At 41.3% G+C, this 26,218-nt stretch carries 15 protein-coding genes; 7 read left to right on the forward strand and 8 right to left on the reverse strand.

What is annotated here, in order from left to right; genetic code table 11:
* Positions 1–131 precede the first annotated feature (131 nt).
* Complete coding sequence (locus A359_RS01790; RefSeq protein WP_014888129.1) at positions 132–383, reverse strand: GrxA family glutaredoxin; 252 nt, start codon at positions 381–383, stop codon at positions 132–134.
* A gap of 2,811 nt (positions 384–3,194) precedes the next feature.
* Here A359_RS01790 and rsmD point away from each other — a divergent pair.
* Positions 3,195–3,803 (forward strand): 16S rRNA (guanine(966)-N(2))-methyltransferase, encoded by a 609-nt coding sequence (rsmD, locus tag A359_RS01795; RefSeq protein WP_044104713.1) that lies wholly within the window; start codon positions 3,195–3,197, stop codon positions 3,801–3,803.
* 637 nt (positions 3,804–4,440) lie between these two features.
* Here the strand turns inward: rsmD and A359_RS01800 are convergent.
* Positions 4,441–5,034 carry a YhgN family NAAT transporter gene (locus A359_RS01800; RefSeq protein ID WP_014888131.1) on the reverse strand — a complete coding sequence of 198 codons (594 nt, stop codon included), beginning with the start codon at positions 5,032–5,034 and terminating at the stop codon, positions 4,441–4,443.
* 223 nt (positions 5,035–5,257) lie between these two features.
* Here A359_RS01800 and asd point away from each other — a divergent pair, with 223 nt between their 5' ends.
* Entirely contained in the window at positions 5,258–6,382 is a 1,125-nt protein-coding gene (asd, locus tag A359_RS01805) for an aspartate-semialdehyde dehydrogenase (protein WP_014888132.1), read from the forward strand.
* A gap of 3,166 nt (positions 6,383–9,548) precedes the next feature.
* On the opposite strand, the gene ispB is transcribed toward asd, so the two are convergent.
* Positions 9,549–10,520: an octaprenyl diphosphate synthase gene (ispB, locus tag A359_RS01810; RefSeq protein WP_014888133.1), complete on the reverse strand. Its 972-nt coding sequence runs from the start codon at positions 10,518–10,520 to the stop codon at positions 9,549–9,551.
* Between the two features lie 432 nt (positions 10,521–10,952).
* Between ispB and rplU the strand changes: the two genes are divergently transcribed.
* The 3 genes from rplU to cgtA all read left to right on the forward strand — a co-directional run bounded on the left by rplU (position 10,953) and on the right by cgtA (position 13,613).
* Positions 10,953–11,264: a 50S ribosomal protein L21 gene (gene rplU / locus A359_RS01815; protein ID WP_014888134.1), complete on the forward strand. Its 312-nt coding sequence runs from the start codon at positions 10,953–10,955 to the stop codon at positions 11,262–11,264.
* 15 nt (positions 11,265–11,279) lie between these two features.
* Complete coding sequence (rpmA, locus tag A359_RS01820) at positions 11,280–11,537, forward strand: 50S ribosomal protein L27 (RefSeq protein ID WP_014888135.1); 258 nt, start codon at positions 11,280–11,282, stop codon at positions 11,535–11,537.
* 981 nt (positions 11,538–12,518) lie between these two features.
* The gene (cgtA, locus tag A359_RS01830) at positions 12,519–13,613 is read left to right on the forward strand and encodes an Obg family GTPase CgtA (protein ID WP_014888137.1); all 1,095 of its coding nucleotides are present in this window, start codon (positions 12,519–12,521) and stop codon (positions 13,611–13,613) included.
* 1,404 nt (positions 13,614–15,017) lie between these two features.
* Here the strand turns inward: cgtA and prfC are convergent.
* The 4 genes from prfC to tusA form a co-directional block, all read right to left on the reverse strand.
* A complete protein-coding gene (gene prfC / locus A359_RS01835; RefSeq protein ID WP_014888138.1) occupies positions 15,018–16,604 on the reverse strand; it encodes a peptide chain release factor 3 in 1,587 nt (528 codons plus the stop codon).
* A gap of 121 nt (positions 16,605–16,725) precedes the next feature.
* The gene (gene rimI, locus A359_RS01840; protein ID WP_014888139.1) at positions 16,726–17,169 is read right to left on the reverse strand and encodes a ribosomal protein S18-alanine N-acetyltransferase; all 444 of its coding nucleotides are present in this window, start codon (positions 17,167–17,169) and stop codon (positions 16,726–16,728) included.
* A complete protein-coding gene (locus tag A359_RS01845) occupies positions 17,141–17,551 on the reverse strand; it encodes a DNA polymerase III subunit psi (RefSeq protein ID WP_044104500.1) in 411 nt (136 codons plus the stop codon). The genes rimI and A359_RS01845 overlap by 29 nt, the downstream gene beginning before the upstream one ends.
* A gap of 1,333 nt (positions 17,552–18,884) precedes the next feature.
* A complete protein-coding gene (gene tusA, locus A359_RS01850) occupies positions 18,885–19,127 on the reverse strand; it encodes a sulfurtransferase TusA (protein WP_014888142.1) in 243 nt (80 codons plus the stop codon).
* A gap of 2,095 nt (positions 19,128–21,222) precedes the next feature.
* On the opposite strand from tusA, the gene A359_RS01855 reads away from it, so the two are divergent.
* Positions 21,223–22,320, forward strand: a complete 1,098-nt coding sequence (locus A359_RS01855; RefSeq protein ID WP_014888144.1) for a glycosyltransferase — start codon at positions 21,223–21,225, stop codon at positions 22,318–22,320.
* Positions 22,321–22,830: 510 nt separating this feature from the next.
* On the opposite strand, the gene gap is transcribed toward A359_RS01855, so the two are convergent.
* Entirely contained in the window at positions 22,831–23,835 is a 1,005-nt protein-coding gene (gene gap, locus A359_RS01860) for a type I glyceraldehyde-3-phosphate dehydrogenase (RefSeq protein WP_014888145.1), read from the reverse strand.
* 1,767 nt (positions 23,836–25,602) lie between these two features.
* Between gap and A359_RS01865 the strand changes: the two genes are divergently transcribed.
* Positions 25,603–25,995, forward strand: a complete 393-nt coding sequence (locus tag A359_RS01865; protein ID WP_014888146.1) for a hypothetical protein — start codon at positions 25,603–25,605, stop codon at positions 25,993–25,995.
* Positions 25,996–26,218 lie beyond the last annotated feature (223 nt).

Here is a 26,218-nt window from a genome sequence, read left to right on the forward strand (position 1 = left end):
ATCTAATGCTTCAGTAAAATAGTATATGTTATCCGGTTCTTTGGATGACACTCTGAAAGAACGGCGTAGTAGTAACGCCCCGAGCGAACTCAAATACTGACTTCTGTCGCCGTCATGAAGAACAGTAGAGATTATAATATTGCTTTAATATAAGCCTCAAAATCAGTGTAGCCGCCAATATGGATCTGATCTACAACAATTTGAGGCACTGTTTTCACTGGCTTGCCTATCATTTTCGAAAGATCAGCCTTGGAGAGGCCTTCAGCGTAGATATCAACATAACTATAAGTGAAATTATCTAGCTCTGCAGTTAGTTTTTCAGCTAACTTTTTAGCGCTTACGCAATAAGAACAGCCCGGACGACCGAAAATTACTGCAAGCATAACTACTCCTAATGATATACATGAATATTGCAACAGCAACCACGGTAGGTGCTACTTTTTTAGCAATTAATTATCCTGCTACCAAAAAAGGCAGGCAGGGGAAGTGAGCGGATCATTACATCGCCATAGTGAATCTTTAGTATCGAATGTACGGGGGGAACTCCTTCAGTCTATTTATTTTCACCCCCCAGAGAGGCTGGCCTCATTTTTTCTCACCTACACGGGACAATGTGGGTGGGGTAATGTCTCGCCAAAATCGACGCTTGTCTGATCACAGTCTAATAGCAACCTTTTGAGGAACTTTGTTACACAAAGCTAACGGTTTATAACGAATGAACATATTCGCATAATTAGTGTGGCAAGATACGGTCCGCGCGCTTCATTCTTAACAGGTTCATTTAATGTAAGGCGTTCGGTGATGATTTCCATCACCGAATCTATCGGCACATCATAGTTGAAAAAACTCAAATCATAGCCTCTCAGTATAGTAACACAGTCTCGAGCTATTTTAGTTAGTCCTTTATAAGCATTGAGTTGCTTGTTTATGTATCTGGTCTATTGCAGTCAATGCAGTTATTTGTGACTACAGGGTTACTTGCATAGTCAGGAATAGCGCATATTATGAACCTATGAAGAGTCGAGATCAGCGGTGTACTATTCTTCTTCAAATTGAATCTTGACGAAAGTCTATAATATGTCACCTCAGTGGGTTAAGTCTGTTACTGCTGTTTTCGTAGAATTTCTGTATACAATCCAGCAGGCCCGATACATTATTAATATTTCTTTTCTATTAATATCTTTTAATAATATCACATGTCTTTTTTATTTACTAGCATATTTTTGTGTGATATAGTTAACTATTTTATAAATACTGCGCATAAACTCCCTATTTTGCCTTCGAAAAAATTTCAAGTCTGTGCTATATCATCATATAAAATAGCTACTTCCACGGTTGTCTAACTTTCTTATGCTAATATTCAGTATTTTTTGTCGTCCTTTTGCTAAGAAAAACTGATTTGAAACTTTTATTAGTAGAGCCACACACCTTAGACATTGCGCTCATGACTGTCTATAACGCTCCGGGCAACCAGTGAAGCGCTGTGTGATAATCAGCCACCTGCTAATATTTTTATTTTGAGTAAAACGGTGATTAGCCAAACCGTTCTATGCAGAAATAGCAGCATTCTTTAATCTAAAACTGTAAGATAGTTTCAATGCTTGAGGACTATTTTTTAGGTTGTTAACTTTAATATTTTTAACCGATAAATGCGATTTTTTTTGAAAATGCAGATAGTGGGCTAGCTAAAAAATTTTCTTAAATTTTATTGTGTTGAATCACATTATTCGGAAAAATTGACTTTGATCAGATATGTCAATATTGTTGAATATATAATTTCTTAGCTCTTCACTACTATACACGCTTCAATGAAAGTTATATTTTCCAGCGTCTGGGGGTTGTAATAAACCCTCAGAGACAAAACACCATCAGTTCCAGTAATATATTTTGGCCAGTAATAAATGATTTTTCGAAAAACCTTAGTAAATTGCAATGCCACTAATGCCTCACTCACTGATTTGTGATATTAAAGCGTCACTATATCAAGGTTTATATTTCATCTAGCGTTATTAAATAATAATAATGTTATAGTTTAAGATTGTTCAATCAACTTATTCGTACAACGCTTGCTCAACTGTCGTGAACACATTAAGTCAGATATTGCTGAACAAAAAAAGAAACTTTTCTCAGAAAACGGTGGCGATATCAGTTTTGATTAAAGAAAACGAACCGTGTTTTTGATGATATAAAAGGTATGCATTTTTTCGCTAAGAGCCTCATAGCGATTCGTTAGCTTACGTATTCGACTTGACAAATCTGCCGCTAAGATACCGGAACTCTGCTTTACGTAGCAAGCGACGACCAAAAAAAGTACATATCAGCATGCAGCTTCCAAAGACAATGAAAGCATTCGTTGAGTCCTTGATAGAAGCGACCTAAAATTTTTGGTACAGGAGTACAAAGAGCATAATATCAGCATCTCGAAAATCGCAGCATATGATATAAACGATATCCAGTAATCAAACCGCGCACCTATGACATGATCTAGTGCTTGCTAATTATCTTATGGGTAGTACCGCTACTACATAAGCCGCATTGGCTTTAATAAAGCATGTTCAAGAACACATTTATGACGTATCGGCTGAGCAAGCTTAAAAACACATTAATTACTACGTTCATGGTTCATAGGGGAACAAGAGAAAGTTTCCAACCCCTACCCCGTTTCAGAGTGCTTAAGATCATCCAAACACCTTTGCTGTAAAGGTGAAAATGCTATTGACAATCAAGCCCTAATCGCTATTGCATGATACTTGAAAATAAGAAATAGGCCATCATGAGCCCTAACATAACTGAAAGAGAGCTTTTTCGGTTCAAAACACTTCTCTGTAATCATAGCAGTCAGCATTACTATGAGGCACTGCCTAGGGGCGGTCATCTTAAAAGTTACAACCCTTAACCGCATTATAGGCTATGAGATATATGATACCTACTACCCGAACCACCTCACAATAGCTTTTTGGACGCGAAACCTTGTATAAAAACTTCGGCATGTGCACTAAAGCTGGTGTTAAATTTAAAGAGCTACATTAGCTCCCTAAGCTAACGGCATACAATCTATTTCTTCAACCGCTGTGGTGATATCATGATCCAGATGCAATTATTCAGTCTTATCTATGAGCTAGGCTTAAAGAAAAACATGTACGCTACAATAGAAGGGCATATCGTTGATGGGACCTGTAGTCTTTTGCGCTTTGATGCATCATAAGAAAGTTATATCAAACACCAACAGCCCCCGATCAGCCGGTCACATTCGTATCATCGGCGGGTGCTGGCGAGGTCGTAAATTGCCAGTACCCAATAGAAGTGGCCTCAGACCGACGAGTGATCGCATACGGGAAACGTTGTTCAACTGGCTAGAGCCCGTCATCCAGAAAGCGCATTGTCTGGATTGTTTTGCTGGAAGCGGGGCGTTGGGTCTGGAAGCTCTATCACGTGGTGCTGCTAGCCTCACCCTGCTTGAGCAGGATCGATCGGTCAGCTCGCTGCTCGTCAGGAATCTACGGGTATTAAAAGCGCAGCAAGCTCGGGTCGTCACTACCAATAGTCTACGCTGGCTTGCGCAGACGGGAAATACGTTTAATCTGGTCTTTATCGATCCGCCATTTAGGCAATGCCTGATAAACAAGACGGTAGATGTACTAGAACAATACCGGAGATTGTCTAACGGTGCCTGGATTTACATTGAAACCGAAATAGAAGCACTGACCCTTCAGATGCCCGCCCACTGGGCGTTACATCGGGGAAAAGTTACCGGTCAAGTAGCATATCGGCTCTACATTCGCCATCCTACAAAGATTTTTTGAATTATATAGTATCATGCTGTTTTATTCTGTCATTTGAATAAAATTTGCTTTTATATCAGGTGTGCTATTTTTGCATATAGTCTACTTGCATGATTTTACGTTTCAGAGAACAATAGATTTCTTGAACCGAAAGAACAATGCTTATTAATTCAACCTCATCATTATGGTCCTATTGATTCTCGTCTATAAACAGGGCGCTGAAACAAGAATTATTGATAGCGATATAGCTATAATATATCGTTTCCATAAGAGGAAGCGGTATAATTCATCTAGCGCCGATTTCAGCAAGCAGATTCTCGACGAGAATCTCCACCAATATCGTTAAATGGCAAAACATAAAAATAACCCCCCTGATGTAGGTACTATCATCTTTTTTCATAGACATGATCAAAGCTTGTGGGTGTTCAAAAAAAATTGCGCAACACCATTTTCTTCTAGTCGTTCCGGGTAAGTATGATTTCGGCACGCTATTTACATGGCTCCTTCCTCCTTGCTACAGTAAGGTTCTTGTATCGTCTGGCGCCGCACTGAGCCGGATGTGACTAATCGACCGTCGCGCATTTTTCTTAAGCCGTGCAGGCAACCCTAACGTTCAGTCTATTGTCTATAGAGGGGCGATAACGTTTATTCCCCATCCCTAGGCGCAGAGATAGGCTCGGACACCGTCTAAGAACATCTGCGTCGCGATCATGACCAATAATAAGCCCATGATCCGCTCAAGCGCGCTCACTCCTTTGCTCCCAAGCAACCGCAAAAAAATGTTTGACATTATTAAGATCACAAAAGAAAGTAGCCATGCAATTAGTAAAGACAAAACTAAATAGTTGATTTTCTCTGGATACTGATGCGATAGCAACATTATCGCCGCGAGGATTGAAGGTCCGGCAACTAACGGAATTGCGAGAGGCACCAAAAACGGTTCTTCCCCCATCGGCTGGCCGGTACAGTTGCCTTCTTGGGCAGGAAAAATCATTTTGATAGCGATTAGAAAGAGAATAATTCCGCCGGAAATAGATACCATTTCAGTGCGTAGGCTGAGAAAAGATAAAATGTGTTCTCCTGCAAAAAGAAAAACCAGCATGAAAAGCAGCGCTATAAGCATTTCCCTGATGATAATAATACGCTGTCGCTTCGGTTCGAGATGTTTGAGCACCGACATGAATATAGGCAAGTTGCCTAAGGGATCCATAATTAAAAATAACAAAACAGTGACCGATATCATTTCACTCATTATTCCCTCATTACCTCGACGTCATCAGCGTCAAAGACTTAGTAACGGCAAGCGCCCAATATCAGCGCTGCTGCTGAAAAAACTTCATATAGAATAATATCACTTGCGGCATTGCTGCTACATTTTATATGGTGGTTAGTAGCGTATTCTACTGACGTGACAATATTCAGTATAAGAGTACGGAAAATGGTTTGTCACCCCCCCTACGGCAGGACAGCTAACGATGAAAAAAGTTGGTTTTATTGGATGGCGCGGTATGGTTGGTTCAGTGCTGATACAGCGCATGACCGAAGAGTGCGATTTTGACGGCATCCGCGCGATATTTTTTTCTACCTCTCAACATGGTCATCCGGCGCCAGCCATAACCAGCCAGAAAAGTGTACTGCAAGATGCCTGGGATCTTGACGCGCTCAGCGTGCTGGATATTATTGTCACTTGTCAGGGAAGTAAGTACACCAACAAAATTTATCCGCGCCTTCGTGAAATAGGCTGGAAGGGATATTGGATTGATGCGGCATCATCGCTACGTATGAGAGATGATACAATTATTATCCTCGATCCCGTCAACCAGGCAGTGATTCAGCGAGGCCTGGACCGTGGTATTAAGACGTTTGTCGGCGGCAACTGCACCGTTAGCCTCATGCTAATGTCTCTGGGAGGGTTATTCGCTCGGGATGTAGTTGAATGGGCTTTGGTTGCCACTTATCAGGCGGCATCTGGTGGCGGCGCACATCACATGCGTGAACTCCTATTACAAATGGGAGACCTGTACAATGCAGTAGCCGAACCGATAAAAAACCCGGCTTCAACCATGCTAGAGATCGAACGGCAGGTTACCGATCTAAGTCGTAGCGGCAATCTGCCGACAGATCATTTAGGTGTGCCACTAGCTGGTAGCCTGATACCTTGGATAGATCAGCAGCTTGAAAATGGCCAGAGCCGAGAGGAATGGAAAGGGCAGGCGGAAACCAATAAAATTCTTAACACCCGTCAGACAATACCGATAGACGGTTTGTGTGTACGCATCGGCGCCCTACGCTGCCATAGCCAGGCCTTTACGCTAAAGCTAAAGAAAGACTTTCCGATAGCGGAAATTGAACACTTACTCGAAACACATAATGATTGGGTGACCGTCGTCCCTAATGATCGTGAACTATCGATGAAGGAATTGACGCCGTCAGCAGTAACCGGGACGCTGAAAACTCCAGTCGGTCGGTTACGAAAATTGAATATAGGGCCAGAATATCTTTCGGCATTTACAGTAGGCGACCAGCTATTGTGGGGCGCTGCTGAACCCTTGCGCCGCATGCTGCGACAGATATCTCATGAGTCTTTCGAGCAACATTGATATTTGTTTCAATTTCTAAATTTTTTGAGTTAGGGCGAATCTTTTTTCACAATTTATTTTTTATATAGAAGAGCATACTTTATCAATCTCAGTCACGACTGTTAATTAAAAAACTCAACATAAAAAGCAGATACTTCCTGCCAATTTGTATATGCTGCGCTTCTTTGGTGCGATCGGTTGCACCACCAACCAATCTCATAATTGATTGAATCATAACCCGACGATCAAACCAGCAATAGCATTTCTAGCATCATACACCTGAGAACACAGCGAAAAATCTAACCTACAAAGGGTTTTCGCCAAAACTTTCCAGGTGGGAGTATTCGTTATAGGCCTATTTTATCAAGTTTTCGCGCCATTAAATTAATAGAATAAAATGCGCTAAGGATATTGTGTGGCCACTCAAGCTACTGCGTTATAAAATGATCCGGCTTTTTGGCAAAACAACCATAGCGGCTAGCCTTTCCAACCCCTACGCGCCGATCACTCTTCAGCTCAAGAGCACATGTCTGGCGATAATCTACTAAATCGCACTTATAGTACCCAGTAAGATGAGTTGCGATAGCGCGCGTAATTTTTTACGTTTGACCGTCACATGGCTTGAGTAGAGCATTAACGTTTTAATAGTAACCCTTCTGCGGGTCATTAGAGTTATGAATAAATTAGAGTGTATGACGAGTTATTAGAAGCTAGCAGAGCTATTTTGAAACGATACGCATAGTCTGCATCATTCCTAACAACGTTATTTGATTAAGACTTGTGAGAATTTCTATGGCCTATGTCTACTGTCTTATCGTAGGTAGGAAAAATCCGATAAGCACCGAGATATGTTTCAACTAAAATATAGCTGCTTCAGAAAATATGCCGCGCTACTAAACCGACTACTTTTTCTCTAGGCAGCAGGACCTCTCGCCAGAGGCGGACTTCTAAAAGTGTTGTTACGCTTATAATCTAGAGGTTAACAAATATTAAAGACTCTGGTGAGAGAAGGCTGAAGAAGCGTCTTGCATTTTCTTTCTCAATAAAGGTGGTGATGCTAATGTGTATCGTCAGTAATATCAACCAAGGTTTATCTACGTTTCTGGTGGGCTTGCTGTATTAAACTAGGTAAAATCTCAAAATGAGCAACACTGCTATGCAATCAATCAGTTATAGATACTTTCATCTTTCATTCGCGTTATTGAATGCAGTGATTGCATACTGATTGTTTAGTGCACTACCTCCTCCCTACAATATAACATCATGGAGGCGGCTGTATGAGAAAAGATACATCTAAAACGAAAATAATGTTTTACTAAACATTAACAATAGAACGGCATGACTTGATGTGATTCAAGAAAAATTCTTAGTAGCACTACCCACTGCTGCATGTAGATTAGCTCTGCGCTGCTTTTCCCAACACGATGCGCCGGGCTATTCTAAAACCCCTTTGCTAAAAAAATTACAGCCAAATGCTAGCTATGACATACATAGAGAATGTTAGAGGGATCGCTTTTATGCTAATAGTTAATTATTAACCATATTTTTCGCATAAAGTAAAAATTTTAGTATAAGAATGTTAGTCGAAACACTATACATAGATGTAAAAAATCGAGTTAACAAGGGCGTTACTTCTCTCATCGAGTGAACAATGAAACTATTTTATTTTTACTCTCGTGGTAACAACCCTCTATAACATAGACAGATCATTACCTGCGCCTTCTAAGAGACGTTCCGCTGTCTATGAAACTCTCCCTGATGTACCTATTCATGCTTTAAGAGCACTTGAATATTTTCCTGCCTTTTTAGCGGTACCTGGTGAATCACCACTGTAAACTTTTTCTGCACCTATAGAGACTTTATGTTGAAAGAAATTGTGGTATGTAGAACCAATAATACCCTAAAGTTTCTTCTATTCCACGCAGCGTATAAAATCGTTAATACACGGTATATATTATCTATTAACTCATTTCTAGTGCATCTTTTTAGGTTTTTATGAACGAGAATCGCAAGTGCGACGGGATACAATTCACTTCGCTAATTCGCAGCATCGCAGGACTGTTGATGAAAAAGCTTTTCAGAATTTAATATGCTAAACCTACCGGGAAATCCGGGAAAAGAAGGCTATTGGCGCTGATCATAAACGTCACCGCGACGAGGTACTATTAAGACAGTAAATCAGGCCGATAACATCTTCCGCGCCGGGATATAGCAAATATTTTAACTAGCCTCTATACTATAAGCTTCAAGTGCTCTTTTATAAATCAGCATCTAAGTCGCCCTAAGCAGACCCGAAAAAAGCTAATTAGCTATTAGCAACACTTTCTATATGAAACAACTATATTCTGGTGCACTATACTTGTAGGTAATCATAGTAGCTTTCCTGATAATCATGCGTAAGTAGGCGCAGCGATAGAAACTAGTTCACAACTTTACCAACATGAATATATTAGGTATACTAAATATTCTTTACATAGCCTCACAATAGCATGACTATCTGCCACCTACTCAGAAAGTTTCATGTATTTAAAAAACCTAAGGCAACTTAATTCTGGTAATATGAACTGCTATTCGTAGTGGCTAGACTGCTCGATACCTATTAAGGGCTGCATGATCTTGCAAGGCGCAATAACCGAAACCGAGCATGAAAAAATAGGCGAAAGAATACAGATATCTTGAATATCTGGTGGAAGGTGGCCATACACGGTCATGTAAACAGTCTTCTTGCGCCAAAAAATACAGGATCAAAATAAGATAAAATGATCACTTAAAGCGATCTAGAGATCTTGCCTACCTTGCGTAACCTGCATCACTATTACTTCTAGAGCACCATAAAAGAGAAAAAACAGTGATTTCCAGCATTGTTTAAAATGGAGGCAGCTTATGGAACATGTCGCCAAGGTTATGAAGAAAGAGTAACCATAGGTCAACGACTGCATAGCACCGTAGCTTGTTATTCAAAAGTATCTTTCTTGAATAACAGAGGATCATATCCGCCCGTAACGCAGTTGTAGTAGGCTCTTCTTCCCCCCCTTCACCTGTCTTGTTTGCTCATAGCATCTCACCGTATCATTTGATATGATAAAGAAATATCAGTTTACTAACGCAACATCATGACATCGACTAATGTAATATATTTGTTTGAAAAAGTTATTCTTAAATATCTTTTTACTTCTTTATCAATTAGTTAAGAATCTCTCTGCACCGCAAAATAGGCAAGTCCCTCTAGCGCATCTCGATAGGGGGAAGGCGAAAGGCAGGATAAACAGGCGATAGCCTTTTCCACTTCCTGTTTTGCGCACAAGCGCGTGTATTCAAGAGAATCGCAGTGGTACATCGCTTCCAACACCATCTGCATATGGCGGCGCCCATTCCCTTGCTCGATCGCCTGGCGGATCAGCGCCGCCTGTTCCGGCGTACCGTTATGCATAGCGTGCAGTAATGGTAGCGTTGGCTTACCTTCATTTAGATCATCACCAGTATTCTTGCCCAATTTTGTTTTATCTGCGCAGTAATCTAGTAGATCATCGGTAAGTTGAAAGGCGGTGCCTAGATAACGCCCGTAATCACGCAGTGAAGCTTCCTGGAGGGCGCGTGCTCCGGCAAGAATAGCAGAGGATTGCGAAGCAACCTCGAACAATCGTGCGGTTTTGCTATAGATAACCCGCATATAACTATCGATAGTAATATCCGGATCATTGCAGTTCATTAATTGCAGGACTTCACCTTCAGCGATCATGTTAACCGCCTCTGACATCAGCGTCAGTACCCGAAGAGATTTTAGCTTAGTCATCATTTGAAAAGCACGAGTATATAGGAAATCACCAACCAACACACTTGCAGCGTTGCCAAATGCCGCATTCGCTGTCGCTTTTCCGCGACGCATGTACGATGCGTCTACGACGTCGTCATGCAATAAAGTTGCGGTATGAATAGATTCAATCAGCGCGGCAACGGTGACATGCCTCTTTCCCTGATAGTGCAGCGCACGTGCCGCCAGCAAGGCGATCATAGGACGGATGCGCTTGCCACCCCCGCTGATAATGTAGCGGCCGAGCTGATTAATCAGGGCGACCTCTGAGTTTAGCTGCTTGTGAATTGCCGTATTGACTTCCGCCATATCTTGCGCGGTTAGTTCAGTAATTTGTTTAATATTCATTATATTCTATCAGTTTGTCCGCATACCGTCATTATAATGCCGCACACAAAAAACTGGATGGCGGAAAGAGTCTGTTCATTTTAATTAAAAAAATAAAATAGAAGCAAAGATGACAACACTGAGCCTTTATGGAGTTTATAATATAAAAATATTTTATATCATGGCGTCAGTACACCAATCGCTCCCTGTTACATTAAAGTATGAGTTCAAGCCTCATGAAAATAGTTCAGTCGAAATGAAAAGTATTTTCTAATAAAATAAAATAGCAGAACAGGATGATGCTCTATCATGAAAAAAAAGATTTTTCCACTTCTTTTATATGTTCCATAGTTGTTTTTAATTATATTTTTGCGTATAATAAAATTAATTATTTTTTTATTTAGATCATGCCCAAGAAAGTTTAATGTTGAAGACGTAGATAGTGGAGTGTTTATGTACGCGGTTTTCCAAAGTGGCGGTAAACAACACCGGGTCAGCGAAGGTCAAACCATCCGCCTTGAAAAGCTAGGCGTCACGACAGGTGAAACGGTTGAATTTAAAAAAGTTTTAATGATTGCTAATGGTGAAAATGTTCAAATTGGAACTCCTTTTGTCAATGGCAGTAAGATCACAGCAGAAATTCTAGCCCATGGTCGAGGTGATAAAATAATGATTGTGAAATTTCGGCGCCGAAAACACTTCCGAAAACATCAAGGTCACCGTCAGTGGTTCACTGACGCTAAAATTACCAGTATAGGCGCTTAACACGAGAGCTTACTCATGGCACATAAAAAAGCGGCCGGCTCTACACGTAACGGTCGCGACTCAGAAAGTAAACGCCTAGGCGTTAAACGCTTCGGGGGGGAAGCTGTCCATGCCGGCGTTATCATCGTCCGACAGCGTGGAACTAAGTTCCATCCCGGGAAAAATGTAGGATGCGGTAAAGATCACACGCTATTCGCTTTAAAAGCGGGCAAAATTCAGTTTGCAGTGAAAGGCCAGAAAAAGCGTAAAGTGATTAGTATTGTTGCTGAATAAAGTGTTGCGCTCTGACGCCCGAGCGCACCCTAGATTCTCATTCAGGAATGATTAACTTTTGGTTGCTTTATGCGCGGTTTTATCATAAACAACATTCAGCAGACGAGCATCGGCGTTGCGCTAGCCTTGAGTACCGCCATCTTCTGCCTTTCGCGGGTATCTCCCGTTGCAATACAGCATATTCTCTTGACCACGAGGAGTGTTTTAAACACCCGGGGTCGGGTGCTCATTTTTAATAATCAGTTAGTAGTTTTCTACATCTTTTCTGCTGCCCTCACTGCCCGAGGACTACTCGCGGTAATACCCGTTTGAATGAACGTTGTATGTTTCATCATACCTCCTCTATACAACATTTGAATCCAAAAGCATAGCAGAAGAGCTGCTAAATAGCACCGATGGCATAATTCTTCTGAAGACGCTCATCACGAAAAGCGCATGCAAATTATTCAGCTACTTACGCAATCACGTTAAAATATGATCCGTTACTGTATACAACATGTAAAGTGCACAAAATTATTACCCACCTTCTCGCTGCAAGCCTATTCCAAATTTTGGACTGCAACATGGCAATGAAATAAATAAAGTATGGGGAGGGAAAACGTTATCTTTCGGCGCAATGCATAACATCAGCTCAGGGGTTTAACAAAACCTTTAGAGCATTTTACCTTCCTAATGTATCCGTGTCCTATTTTCAAGGGAATAGAGTCCTCTAGCGAAAGGCATGCCCCGCTAGCAACTAGTGCACATGAGCTTTATAATTCCTCTAAGGCACTTCTTTTTCCCTGATGATTCTAAATTCTTCGCGCGGGCGCTCTCGCCTCCAGCAAAAGCATCCGCACCAGCCGACTTGATAGGCTATAGCAGCTGTACTAGTGTAAGCGTAATATTTACCGTCAGTCGCTGCTCGTAACGAAAGCTATACAGAAGAGCTCCTGGGCTTGATACTTCAACATCCCTGAAAACAAGTAATGGAGAGTTATCATGAAGTTTGTTGATGAAGCCGATATTGTAGTAGCGGCAGGCGACGGAGGTGACGGCTGCGTCAGTTTTCGAAGAGAAAAATACATCCCCCGAGGCGGGCCAGATGGCGGAGATGGCGGCGACGGCGGTGACGTATGGCTTCTAGCGGATGAAAATCTCAATACCCTCATCGATTACCGTTTTGAGAAAAAATTTCACGCCGAGAGCGGGAAAAACGGCCAGCCCCGGGTTTGTACTGGTAAGCGTGGAAAAGACATCGTTATTAAAGTACCCTTAGGAACTCGCATACTGGATCGATGCACCAACCAAATCATGGGCGATATGACCCACTATAAGCAGCAGATAATGGTGGCTAAGGGAGGTTTTCACGGTCTAGGCAATACACGGTTCAAATCCTCAGTTAACCGAACACCCCTCCAGAAAACTGACGGCACCAAAGGCGAAATCCGAGAGATCCGCCTCGAACTGATGCTGTTAGCAGACGTCGGTATGCTCGGACTGCCTAATGCTGGCAAATCGACATTTGTTCGTGTAGTATCTGCGGCTAAGCCAAAGGTCGCGAATTATCCCTTTACGACTCTAGTGCCCAGCCTCGGCGTAGTGCGAATAGATCATGCACATAGCTTTGTGGTAGCGGATCTTCCTGGACTAATCCAGGGCGCGTCTGAGGGCGCTGGATTAGGTATCCGTTTTCTTAAGCATCTAGAGCGCTGCCGAGTCTTGCTGCATCTTATTGATCTATGTCCAATAGATAAGTCAGATCCGGTTAAAAACGCTCGTATTATCGAGATCGAGCTAAAACGCTACAGCGAAAAGCTAGCTAACAAACCACTCTGGCTTGTATTCAACAAAATAGATCTACTTGAGGCCAAAGAAGCGGAAAAACGAGCTCGGGATATCGCAGCAGCTCTAGATTGGGTAACGCCATCTTATTTGATTTCCTCTGTTAATCGCGACGGCGTGAAGGCGCTGTGCTGGGACCTGATGGTCTTTATCAATGCATGTCCTAGAAAGTTAGCGGAACTTGAAACTCAACTGGGAAAAGAAGAATTTATATGGGATCACAACCAGAAAGAAATCAGCCGCAACAAGTAGCGCTCGAAGAGGGTGAAGAGGGTGAAGAGGGTGAAGATAACGCAGATAAAGATAGCATAAAAACAATCAATTAGCACTAAGCATGATTTGCTCTTTTACTATCGCCCCGCCGAAAGCCACAAAACTATCCAAACGGGAACAGGCTCTTAGGAAGCGCTCATCGAATATGATGAGCCTTCGCCTTCTTCGTTGTGGCTAGCTAATCGCATATTGCATACTTATAATATATCTTTTTAGATCGTCAAAGACATTCTATTTTAGAACTCATGCGCTTCTATTATTGCAGCAGCTAGCAAAAATCAGTCGTTCTAAATGCAATGCTCTTTCCTATTTTTGACTCAGATTTGCTAATATTGATTTCAGGATTTGAAGGCGATTTTTATTTATGATTGTCTGAAATTTTCACAATAAATTATAGAAAACATGAGCGATTCACTTTGTTGATTGTAGTGTAGATAATACAGCTCGATCTCACGATGATTTTCATCACACTAAGCGGGGCTTAAGAGCCCTATTACCAGGTGTATTTCCCTTCATAACACATCATCATGATAACATACGCATCATAATCGCTACCAACCGATACTTACATGAGTGTTTAATCGGCTTATGTTATTAAATACCTCTAAACCTTTTCAGCAGTTATACTGCTTTGTGAGCAATAGGTACAATAAACAGTAATTTTATAGTATATTTATTCGATACAGGTAATTAACGCAAAACTATAAAATCCTTAGCGACACGATAAAGGCCTATTTAATCATTATCTCGGTATTGAGAATGCTATTTAAGCAAAAAAATAATCACATCAGATCCTCTAAAAGATCTTTCCTTCGTTCATATAGGAATTACTCACGCCTTCATCCTTGTTAGAAAACGGATTAAGCGTAAGCATGCTAATCATGTGTGTCATAGGCTATGGTTTATTAAACCAATATTTAATAAACTAACGTAAATAATTAGAAAAGATTTTTATTAAAACATCATGTGAGCAACGAACATAAACACTCCTTATGGCAGCCGTAGCGGGATACGCAATATTAGCGTGGCCCCGCGATATAGCCGCTTGTTTAGGCATCGAGGAGGCCTCTGAAAAGCAATAATAATATCTAGGAAACAGGATAGTATAGGTTGCCTTGTATACTTGCTCTGCAGCTGCAACTCGGGGGTTCAGTTCAACATGCTTCTGCTGATTATTTGAGTCGAAGTGACTATAATACACAGATAGGTGAGGTGATCGACATTCTTGAAGTTCTACAACCACCGGATCATGCTGTAATGAACGTCTAACAGGCCATTTTCATCTCCTAAACAATTGTTTTTCTATTTGTCACCTTGTTATACACTCTAATTTTTTTAATAAATTTATCCGATCATTTCGTAAATACTCACGGTAAATCTTGCTTAATGTTCACGCGTTTTATGGAACTGAATGTCTGGATAGCGTTCACGGGTCCGCTTCAAATTAACTACGCTAGGTGCGATATATGAGAGATGCTTACCTCCGTCGAGCGCTAAATTGAGTTCATTTTTTCGCTTGAACGCTGCTAGCTTTTTAGCATCTACGCATGTCACCCAGCAGGCGGCGAAAACGTTTGCTGGCTCATACAAAGCGTCAACGTTATATTCACTTTTCAATCGAGCCACAACCACTTCAAACTGCAGCACGCCAACAGCTCCAACGATAAGATCGTTATTGGCCAACGGTCGAAAGACCTGCACTGCCCCTTCTTCTGAGAGTTGCACTAGCCCTTTAAGCAATGACTTTTGCTTCAGCGGATCACGCAGACGGATACGACGGAATAATTCTGGAGCAAAATTAGGAATACCGGTAAATTTCAGCTCTTCACCTTGGGTAAAAGTATCACCAATCTGAATTGTACCGTGGTTATGTAAGCCAATAATATCACCGGCGTATGCTTCTTCAATACGGGAGCGGTCGCCTGCCATAAAAGTTAGCGCATCAGCGATAAAAGCTTTACCGGTACGCGCCTGGTATAATTTCATGCTTTTCTCATAACGGCCGGATACAATGCGTAAAAACGCCACTCGGTCCCGGTGCCGTGGATCCATATTTGCCTGGATCTTGAACACAAATCCGGTAAAGTTTTCCTCTCCAGCGTGCACTAGCCGAACGTCAGTCTGACGAGGCATGGGGGGTGGACCCCAAGCCACTAAACCATCTAACATATGATCAACGCCAAAGTTACCTAGCGCAGTACCAAAAAATACTGGCGTCAACTTGCCCGCTAAAAAAGCTTGCATGTCAAATGGATGCGAGACTCCCTGAATGAGTTTTAGTTCTTCACGTAACTGAAAGGCTAGATCATCGCTCAGCGCTCGATTCAGCTCGTGGTTATTTAGATCTTTTATAACCCGTATTTTCTGGATAGAATGACCTTGACCGCTCTGATACAAGTAGGTCTCATTTTTGAGAAGATGATAAAGGCCCTTGAATAGTTTTCCACAACCGATAGGCCACGTAATCGGTGCGCAAGCAATACGCAGCTCAGCTTCCACTTGATCAATCAGTTCCATTGGATCGCGTATATCTCGATCCAATTTATTCATAAAGGTCAAGATGGGTGTATCTCTCTGACGGGTGACTGCCATTAGGTTACGGGTCCGCTCTTCAACTCCTTTGGCCGCATCAATCACCATCAAACAACAGTCCACCGCAGTTAGAGTGCGATAGGTATCTTCAGAGAAATCTTCATGACCCGGCGTATCCAGTAGATTGACTAGCGCTTGACGGTAAGGGAATTGCATGACGGATGTGGTAATAGAAATACCACGCTGCTTTTCTATTGCCATCCAGTCAGACGTGGCGTGCTGTTTAGAACCTCGTCCCTTAATAGTACCAGCGTTTTTAAGCACATTTCCGAAAAGAAGCACTTTTTCAGTGATTGTTGTTTTACCGGCATCAGGGTGTGAGATCATCGCAAAAGTAAGTCGTGTTGCAATTTTGTCAATGTAGAGATCGTTCTTCATGGTCGCTTGCTCGATAAGCGCGCGGCCCGCGCGCTACAGGATGCTATCTCAGTGAGCTTTTCGGGTTGTACATTCTACATACTGAGAGTGGGTGATGGAGCGTCACCCATCCAGCCGAACGTCACCCCAGCGGTAACGCTATAATCAAAGCGTTCATGCGGCCCTCTGTTAATGGGTAGTAATGGTGGCGGATCGAGACTTCATTAAACCCCCGACTGTGATACAGGGCGAGAGCAGTTGCATTAGACTCACGTACTTCCAGCCATAGTGTCAAGACTTTCCGCTGTGTCAGTTCGGTGATCAAATGATCGAGCAGCGCGCTTCCATGTCCCAATCGCTGGTAATGAGGATGAACTGCAATATTAAAAAGAGACGCCTCATCTAGTACAGTCTGTGTGATCGCGAACGCTACGATGCGATCTCCTACGCACCGTTTAAAATTTAAATAGTTTCTTCCCTGATTTTCGGAAAAGGTCTTTTCACTCCAGGGAAGTTCGTGGCTAAGCTGTTCAATATTCCAAGCTTCGCTCATGTCATCAGGTAATAGCGGTACGATGGTATTCATAATTGCTGATCCGACTCCATAGCTCGCGCTTTGCGACAGCATCTGCTGAAAGCACCGATAGGGGTGGTGTATGGAAAGAGATTCCATCGAAATCAAGCTCGGCCTCAAGACCTAGCCACCAGAAATAATAACGGACACTGTCCGACAAATACCTCGCCTGCAGGGGCGTGAGCCAATAGAGCTGTTCTGGAATCAGAGCCATGCTGCGTGCCACATCGATCACCAGGGGATGATCAAGAGGCGGTGGTGTTTCAGCTATTATCAATAAACGGACATGACCGGGTAAGGTCAGAGCAACACCCCTTTGCAGTAACTCTGGACGCCGGAGCGTCCATTGCGTAATTCCTAGTTGCTGTAAAAGCCAATCTCGCCTGATCATCATTGCTTATCCTATCGACATGATCTAGATTTTACGATTTTATACTAACAAACTCATTGCCCTAAAAGGAATCAATAACTGCCCTCTCTGAGAAAATGACTTTTGACGCTGACTGCGTTGAAACGATCAACATTTAGGTAATTATTGCGACTTTATAGCGCGGGAAAGTGTCAACTCACTCACTAGACTACTTATAAGACCGCCATCAATAAGCATGTCACCTGGACAGTAGAAGTATCAACGAGAAAGTTAGCGATGCCCTCTGCTATAGAGAGATGAAGTATCTCTTAGCATGCCTGGGTATCCCCGGATTCTCTTCTCATGTCAAGTCATTAAAATAGTGCTGATAATGCAACAGATGTTTATTTTTTTAGAGGGGGTCTACAGAGCTTCTTTGATGACGGTTTCCAACTGATACATCTCCCCCTAAAGAGATCAGATGAGCTGTTGCTCAGTCAGTGCTCAAAGAGCGTATATATTAAAAAACTTCAATACGCCGTGACAGAACTGATGTGAATATTGATCTCACCCTCTTTACAGTCTTTGTTAGAAGAACGTCAAGAGTCTGACAGCGTGCTGTCAAGAAATATAGACTATTATGTAAGAACTGTTTTTGAAAAAAAGAGTTTGTGACGATGTCAGTAGTATATATAATTTCTCTGCGATATAAATAGTGTTTGCTGTCCCTATAGCGTTATAGGGCTTAGCACTTTAATTATTGACGGTGCCTGAGGAAGGATGTCTGCTGCATCATGCTGAAGCAGACTCAGATGACCACTTAGTATTATGTTGAACTAAAAAATAATCATTTTACAGCCCGGGAAGTTACTGTATCGTGCTTAATAGTATTACGACCGCGTAAACATGCTGTTGCCAACCGTTTAATTATTCTTATGATGTTAAATCAGACAATCACCATGAGAGCGAGATAAGCAGATGTATCTGATGGCTTAACAGAGCGCGATGATAGTAATCTTTATTTTACGCCCTGCTAGCGGTGTATGCTTCAGCTAACTCTACTACACTCCGCGGTTTTAGTTATTCTTTTTCTTCTCTGTTAGAAGGCCGTAAATACTGCACAAATCATAGCTGATTTCGATAACGCTACGGCTGAATCTGTGAATCCAACCAGAGGTTAAAACACATAATGTTTTTTATGATTAATAAACGATATGCAGCGCATGAGTTGCTCGATGCTCATAAGACAAGCCACTATACACACTCTTCATTTAACATTTTTAAAAAAAGTAAATTACTCAACTATTCTGATTGGCATCATAGGGCCCTCATTTCGTCTATGCCAGATTTTCATGCAGGCTAATTCTGCACATCATCATTACTTTTTTCGTAATAAATAGAGATGCGGTAGCTTGTCTATCGTCTGCCCTAACAATACATGTTTCATAAAGCGACAAAAGCTAGGAATATCACGGCTAGTAGCTGGATCATCGACGATAATCAACAAAGTACGCCCGTTTTCCATATGGCGAACAGCTTTACGTAGCATCATAAGCGGTTCAGGGCACCGAAGTCCTCGAACGTCCAGAATTTGATCCGAAAAAGAAAAAGTATCAGGCATACGTAAATCCCATATAAATATTTAAATCCTTGGTCTTCGAGTATCTCGAAACGTTACACACAATGTGCCTAAATAAAATCCATAAACTGATTAAAATCGAAAAAATTTAATCGAGTACAATACTTTTATTTAGAAAATTAAAACGCTGTAGATCTTTTTTCTTTCTGATCCTTTTACACATATAGCAACCGTATTAAAAAAAACACGTTATGATATCGGCTCCGGAAAAGGATTGAGATCTGGGTCCTCAACTCATAAGACTAAAGATCGAAAAAACGCACACCCGAGACAAGCAGCAGGCTCTACGAGCACTTATAAGCCCATAAGCCTCTCTCTCTTCGCCCTCAAACTAATCAGTTCATCATATTGCGCGCCTTAACCTTTATCTAGAAAATACTATTCTATCTTCTGTTAAATTTTTAGGGTGTGACTGCGGCGTTGATGATCGTAATTGGCAATTGTGTCTCATATCATGATCTAATCATGAATGATTGCTGATTTTTTAAAAATAAATCGCTGTATGGCTAAGTCCTCTTATATAAGCGCTATGTTATTGAATGCAGTATATGTATGATGTATTTTTCAATAGAAAAGCGTTGTGATGCGCCGCGAACGTATGTCAAGATTCCTAATAGACTGCATCTATTGAAGTCTATTAATCATCTTCTTAACTACTTCCAGACCGCTGTCGCATCGACTCCGAGAGCTCCGAAGAAGTTTTTTAACCGGAACATAGATGTTATCGGCCCGTGAGCGTTAATGATCACGTCATGTCTTATGGTAGGTATTTATTATAGCATGGTAGACACACTTTATTGTTAAAGTCACGTATAGCATCAGCGGGCTGTCCGATGGGACTTATTTATTAAATCCCAGTAGAATAGAGCGCATGTATTAGCACCACTGCTATACGGTACATCTTCATAGTTAATGTAATATGACACCCTGAAATCTACTGCTAAATTTTAGATTTAACGATACTCTACATCCGTATACAAAATTACTGCATGACGTTTTGTTCTGCTTCATTAAATAAAAACCCGAGGCTGCTTTTATCAAGCAAAAAAGAGGTCATGCTCCTGCATATTAATATTTTATCTTTATCTTCAATGTGTTAGAGCTCTTTCTGAAAAAATTACCCGGGCTTCTGAGAAGAAGCTTCATAAGTTACAGTTCGCGTCAACAGAGTCATGTCACATTCACCGTAACAGAACAAATACCTATTTGATCATCAGCACTATAGTGATGGGGCTTGTCTGCGTAGATCGGCAGTAGTCGGCGAGAGCGTCTAAGAGAAATTGTTTCTATTCATATAGCAATAACGGAAGCATCTAGTTATGCCTCTAGAGCACCCTGATGCTCGAAAACTATGTTGTTAATAATTATGGTGTAATTGGAAAATTTAATTCTCCATAAGGATTAGTTGTAGAAAAGTAGATCTTCAACTGAAGAAATAGTTAACCAAATTTTTAATGTTTTATTTAATACCGCACTCTAGCATGAGAACGTCTTGGTTGTGTAGGCTGATAATGCTTATTATATACGTTATTTTTAATCATTTTTATTAAGGGAGAAAATTAATCTAATTATTTCTTTACTAGGGCATGTTAGCCAACCCTTGTGATTCGGTTAATAATTAGCATGTTTTCGGCAGTCATCATACCAAAAAAAATTAACTTCACCGAGTGACGGTATTATAAATACCGCATATCGTCTACATCACGTCAAAATAGCAGCACTAGCATGTAACTCGTTAAAATTTTTAGTATTTTCAAAAATAGTCATTTTATGACACATGCATCCATTACCGTACTGCAATATTAAAAATAAATATTTATTTTCAAAAAAACTTTCTGCTGTGTTTACAGTAATGATATCAACAAGGACATGCATACTCAACCTAGGCTGCAATCGGAGAAATTTATACTATGCAGCTGTCTTTCATAGCGCATAGAAAATTGTTTATGATATGCTAAATAAGCCGTCAAATAGCACAATACATTGCTGCATTGTGATGACGCACTAAAAAAAATTTATATCTTTCGCCTCAGCATCCGGTCACTAGACACATAGACTATTTACAACGGCACTTACAATGCGTGTATTAATGATAATAGATGGGTTACCCGGCGGCGGTGCAGAGAAATCGGTAGTAACACTAGCAGAAGGGTTAGTTGCCCAGGGGCATCGGGTGTCAATTTTTTCGCTACAAACCGCATGCGACTACACGCTACCAGAAGTCATTGAATACCAGATTATCGCTGATTTCGCCTGCAGTCCCTGGCGAAAATTGACAGAGCTATCGCGTCGAGCTCGAGCTTTGGATCAGGCAGTGCTTGCGTCGCAACAGCGCGATGGCGAGTTTGATCTTGTTGTTTCCCATCTACATAAAACCGACCGTATCGTGGTACGTAGCCGCGCTTTGCAGCCGGAGCGCATCTGGCTTTGCCTCCATACGATATTTTCTTTAGGTTATTTAAGCCAACGAAAAGGTTTTTTTTACTGGCTAAAACGGCATAAAATTGCTGCTCTTTACCAAAAGCGTAATATTATCGCCGTTTCACATGGCGTTTTAAACGATATGCGTCGGAACTTCAAAGTGAAGCCAAGCCAAGCCAAGGTGATTTACAATCCCTTCGATGTAGCGGCTATCCGGCAACTGGCAGAAGCTACTTGTGACTTAGCTGGTCAGAATTACCTTATTCACGTTGGTCGCTTTGAGCCCAATAAACGCCAGGATCGATTGCTGGAAGCCTACGCAATAAGCGGTCTTCAGGCACCTTTAGTAATTCTTGGGAAAGGCAGCAAGTTTATGCTGCACACACTTAAAGCCTTAGCTAAAGCACTAGACATTACTGATCGAGTGCTTTTCAAGACATTTACTACCAACCCTTATCCCTACATCCGTCACGCCCGTATGCTAATCTTGAGTTCCGATAGCGAAGGTTTTGGTAATGTGCTAGTAGAGGCACTGATCTGTAACACACCGGTGGTCAGCACCCGCTGTCCCTTCGGTCCAGAGGAAATTCTGGTTGGCGAACTTTCGTCGGGATTAGCGGATTTGTGTGCTACTTCTCTGGCAAACACTATGCGGAAAATTTATAGAAAGCCGCCCGTGATTTCATATTTTCATCTACAACCCTATGAGATCGCCACGATTTCCCGGAAATATATCGCCTTAGTGAAAAAATAAGCCCTGACCCTAGGTGAAGGGGCCTAGCTATTTTTGAATTCTCTCGATTTTTATTAGATATTACTTACAGTAATACTATAAGCTGAATCCTATGATGCTAATTTCACATCCTAATAGTTTATTTCGGATATGGCGTGAGGGAAAACCTTCAGCCTCTGGAGCGACCTGCTCTTTTGTAGACTACGACCTAGTGCATTTTGATCAACAAAACCTCTTTAATGCACGTGCCCTGCCGGCCTTGAGGGAAGATACTTAAAAAAATACAACAAAGATATATAGGCAGATGGTATGTTCAACAGAAAGTGTGGTATCAAAATGTTTTGTTGCAAAAATAATGCATACGCTGATCCTGCTGCAGCGAGGTTTCTAATGTCAGCATACTTCCGTATAATGAGCATAAGAATAGCTCTTCGTAGAAATCAACGCGTCAGAAACGCTGATTTTTCTAAATAACCGCTATCGAAAAAAAGAAACCATGAAAATTACTACCGCCCTTGCTTCATCTAGTCCCTAGGCTGATTCATGAGCGATATAAGCTATCAGATCTAGCACTTTATTAGAATATCCCGTTTCGTTATCATACCAGGCAACTAACTTGATAAATGTATCATTTAGCACGATACTCGCTTTGGCATCGAATACGGAGATGAGCGTCTCGCCGTTAAAATCGGTCGAAACAACATCCTCATCAGTATAACCCATTATGCCTTTCATCTCGCCTTCAGCTGCTTCTTTAAATGTAGCGCAGATCGTTGCATACGAAGCAGGTTTTTTCAGCCGTGCAGTCAAGTCAACAACCGAGACGTTAGGAGTAGGGACGCGAAAAGACATACCAGTTAATTTACCACTTAGCGCGGGAATTACCTTACCCACCGCTTTTGCTGCGCCCGTAGAGGACGGTATGATATTCTGCGATGCGCCACGCCCACCGCGCCAGTCTTTATTAGATAAAGCATCGACAGTTTTCTGTGTTGAGGTCATGGAGTGTACGGTAGTCATGAGGGCTTCGACAATACCGAAGTTGTCATTAATAACCTTGGCTAACGGCGCTAAGCAGTTCGTTGTACAAGAGGCGTTAGAAACGATCTTCTGTCCATCGTAAAGTTTGTGATTAACACCCATAACAAACATTGGCGTGTTATCTTTGGAAGGTCCGGTTAGGACTACTTTTTTAGCACCCGCTATGATGTGCTTGCGCGCAGCTTCACTGTTCAGAAAGATACCCGTGGCCTCGGCAACAACGTCTACTCCTATAGAGCCCCACTTAAGATTAACCGGGTCTTGCTCAGAGGTACAGCGGATAGTGTGACCGTTGACTACTATATGACCGTCTTTCACATCGACGGTGCCTTTGAAGCGGCCATGTGTTGAGTCGTACTTCAACATGTAGGCTATATAATTGGCATCTAGTAGGTCATTGATTGCAACGATTTGAATGTCGTTACGTTCCTCCCCAGCACGAAAAATAATACGGCCGATACGGCCAAAACCGTTGATACCTATCTTAATAGTCATATATTTCACCAGCTTTTTTTAATAAAAGATTGCCTGTAAATTTACAACAACCCTGTGCACCGTCAAGAGAAATTGTATCACTGGTTGCCAAAAAATCAACATCAGCTGATTAATGTCTCTTATAGCAGCACAATTGATGTAGGCACAAAATTTTTGATAGGAGATGGAAATTGTAATCTAAATCAGGTTATTGTACATTATATGATGAAAATTCAATTTTCACGACTAGAAAGTTTTTTTAAATGAAAGTGTAGACGAAAATTTCGTGCCATGTTTTTACAACAACACACTCATAACTTTTTAAAAAATAGATTTTTTTGACTATCTGATTGCTAGTTGGGACGAGTGTTGCACGATGCATATCGTATCCAGTCTTCTTAACGGCGGCATTCGATTCAGAACTGTAACGATCGCGCGTACCTCACCTACTTCTCTTCTACGCATCTTCACTAAGAACACCCTGATGCATACCTAGAGGTCTTGTACGATAAAAATGACTGCGCTCTCCTTAATGTCATGACTGCGTCGTAAATGCTAATGCTTAACTTTATTCCATCGCTGATTATTCAATCGGCTCATGTTGTACATTTTACCGTAGTAAGTAAGTTGCTACTCTGCCTTAGTAGAATATTATAAAAGTGACATCTCTAGTCAGCATGATCGATTAATGCGTTCTAAATTTTTTAGTAACTATGGTGTATTATATCTGGTAGAATCGGCACATCTAAGGCACTGCTGTTCGATAGCACCGTAAAAATAATTGCACATGTCATGCAATCCACTGGAAGATACCGCTAGGCTATACTCTTTTTTCTAGAAGCCAGGCTGCAGGACTTGCTATGCGCATTCATCAAAATCTTTAAGCTTGACCTATCAATGTGTTGAAGCATGATCTCATCGCGCATGGATGTTTTTTATGAGAAGATTCAATATTATGTTTAGCGTTCCGACCAAGGAAGATTCTGTTCATTTTGGTAAAATAGTGTCATCAATCTAACAAGAAACTCAATGAGTCCCTATCACACGCACACCCTAAGCGAAAGGCTAGATAGCCTGGCATTATTAGCGTCCTGATCACTGCATCTCATACGATCACAAATCGGCCAGATTGCCAAAGAAATGTTTTCTGTACTATGGCTATTATATATTGTGGTGCGGGCCTCAAGAAGAGTTAAGGATTCCCTAAACGTTCCAGGTTCCAACAACGCTAAAAGACGAAAGAAAGAAACAAGGATCGATTACTAATCGATCACATAGCACTTACTGCTGATGCAACGCCTCTGTTACATCTGATATAGAAAATTATTAGACAATCAAGCTCGTAGCAGAGGTATGTTGAGCAGTTACGTTATTGTCGTCATTCTTATTTGAAGAATAAAATAAAACCGAGTATCGAGAATCGGAGTAGGATACCCAATATGAGCCAGCACTACTATGATTAGAGGTACACGGTTCAACTGCTGCATTGCGGCGGTAGTCATGATCTCTGAAAAAAGACTAGACATATGTGATGAATATCAACCCTCAATCTCTTCTACCTTGTAGTTGCAATATGAATCGAATAGAATGATTACGATAGTAATGAATGAAGAGGTGAAGAACTACAGATAGCTGCTCAGATCGGCGATCTTGTTTTGATCGGATACATGTGATAATTTATTACTATCATCGAATAGAATGCCTATTATCTTATGAAATATTATTTCATCTATTTTGTATGTATAAGACGATGTTGTGAAACAGCATCACGGGGATAAAAAGTATTATATGGACGCTAAAAAAAAGATACATACTCTAGCGCAATATATTTTAGATAAACATGAATCTACTGAAGTGCGCCTGACGAAAATGACTTTACGCGCTCGCCCCGGAGTACCTGATTTCCAGTTTGCAATTGAGCGCGCTGAGAGCAGGATATTTCTTAAGGGAACTGAGTTAATTTTGCAGTTATCTTTTAATGGTTATCGTGTTGTTCTGCTCGATACGTATCATTATGGATGCGCTGTCTATATAGCTACCTTTTCGGTCACAGAGTTAGAAATTAAAAAAATTCAGAACGCTCTTGGGGGAAAGATTGAAGAATGCATAGAAGACCCTGGCGATCTGATCGATGGCATCATGATGCCAGAACGACGACGATTATTGGGCGCTAATGGTTGAATATGGTTTTGTTTAAAAAGATTTGATGCATGCGTTCAGTCAGCTAGTAAACCAAGATCTATATGTTTAAAAAAATAAAACTATATTGATTATATAATATGGCCTGAATTAAATGTTGCATTTAATTTTTAATTGCCTTGTCTCAGCACAGATTCTATCTTCTATGCGTCCCTTCCGGGAGTACTGTACCGAGATATAAACGGGGCTCTTTCGCCTCCTAACA

Source organism: secondary endosymbiont of Ctenarytaina eucalypti (assembly GCF_000287335.1).
Taxonomy (GTDB): Bacteria; Pseudomonadota; Gammaproteobacteria; order Enterobacterales; family Enterobacteriaceae.

Bases quoted from the DNA above. Each gene is read 5' to 3' on its own strand.
- rpmA (WP_014888135.1), top strand. From the start codon at position 11,280: ATGGCACATAAAAAAGCGGCCGGCTCTACACGTAACGGTCGCGACTCA.
- ispB (WP_014888133.1), bottom strand. From the start codon at position 10,520: ATGAATATTAAACAAATTACTGAACTAACCGCGCAAGATATGGCGGAA.
- A359_RS01800 (WP_014888131.1), bottom strand. From the start codon at position 5,034: ATGAGTGAAATGATATCGGTCACTGTTTTGTTATTTTTAATTATGGAT.
- rsmD (WP_044104713.1), top strand. From the start codon at position 3,195: ATGCATCATAAGAAAGTTATATCAAACACCAACAGCCCCCGATCAGCC.
- rplU (WP_014888134.1), top strand. From the start codon at position 10,953: ATGTACGCGGTTTTCCAAAGTGGCGGTAAACAACACCGGGTCAGCGAA.
- prfC (WP_014888138.1), bottom strand. From the start codon at position 16,604: ATGAAGAACGATCTCTACATTGACAAAATTGCAACACGACTTACTTTT.
- A359_RS01855 (WP_014888144.1), top strand. From the start codon at position 21,223: ATGCGTGTATTAATGATAATAGATGGGTTACCCGGCGGCGGTGCAGAG.
- tusA (WP_014888142.1), bottom strand. From the start codon at position 19,127: ATGCCTGATACTTTTTCTTTTTCGGATCAAATTCTGGACGTTCGAGGA.
- A359_RS01790 (WP_014888129.1), bottom strand. From the start codon at position 383: ATGCTTGCAGTAATTTTCGGTCGTCCGGGCTGTTCTTATTGCGTAAGC.
- rimI (WP_014888139.1), bottom strand. From the start codon at position 17,169: ATGAATACCATCGTACCGCTATTACCTGATGACATGAGCGAAGCTTGG.
- A359_RS01845 (WP_044104500.1), bottom strand. From the start codon at position 17,551: ATGATGATCAGGCGAGATTGGCTTTTACAGCAACTAGGAATTACGCAA.
- gap (WP_014888145.1), bottom strand. From the start codon at position 23,835: ATGACTATTAAGATAGGTATCAACGGTTTTGGCCGTATCGGCCGTATT.
- asd (WP_014888132.1), top strand. From the start codon at position 5,258: ATGAAAAAAGTTGGTTTTATTGGATGGCGCGGTATGGTTGGTTCAGTG.
- cgtA (WP_014888137.1), top strand. From the start codon at position 12,519: ATGAAGTTTGTTGATGAAGCCGATATTGTAGTAGCGGCAGGCGACGGA.
- A359_RS01865 (WP_014888146.1), top strand. From the start codon at position 25,603: ATGGACGCTAAAAAAAAGATACATACTCTAGCGCAATATATTTTAGAT.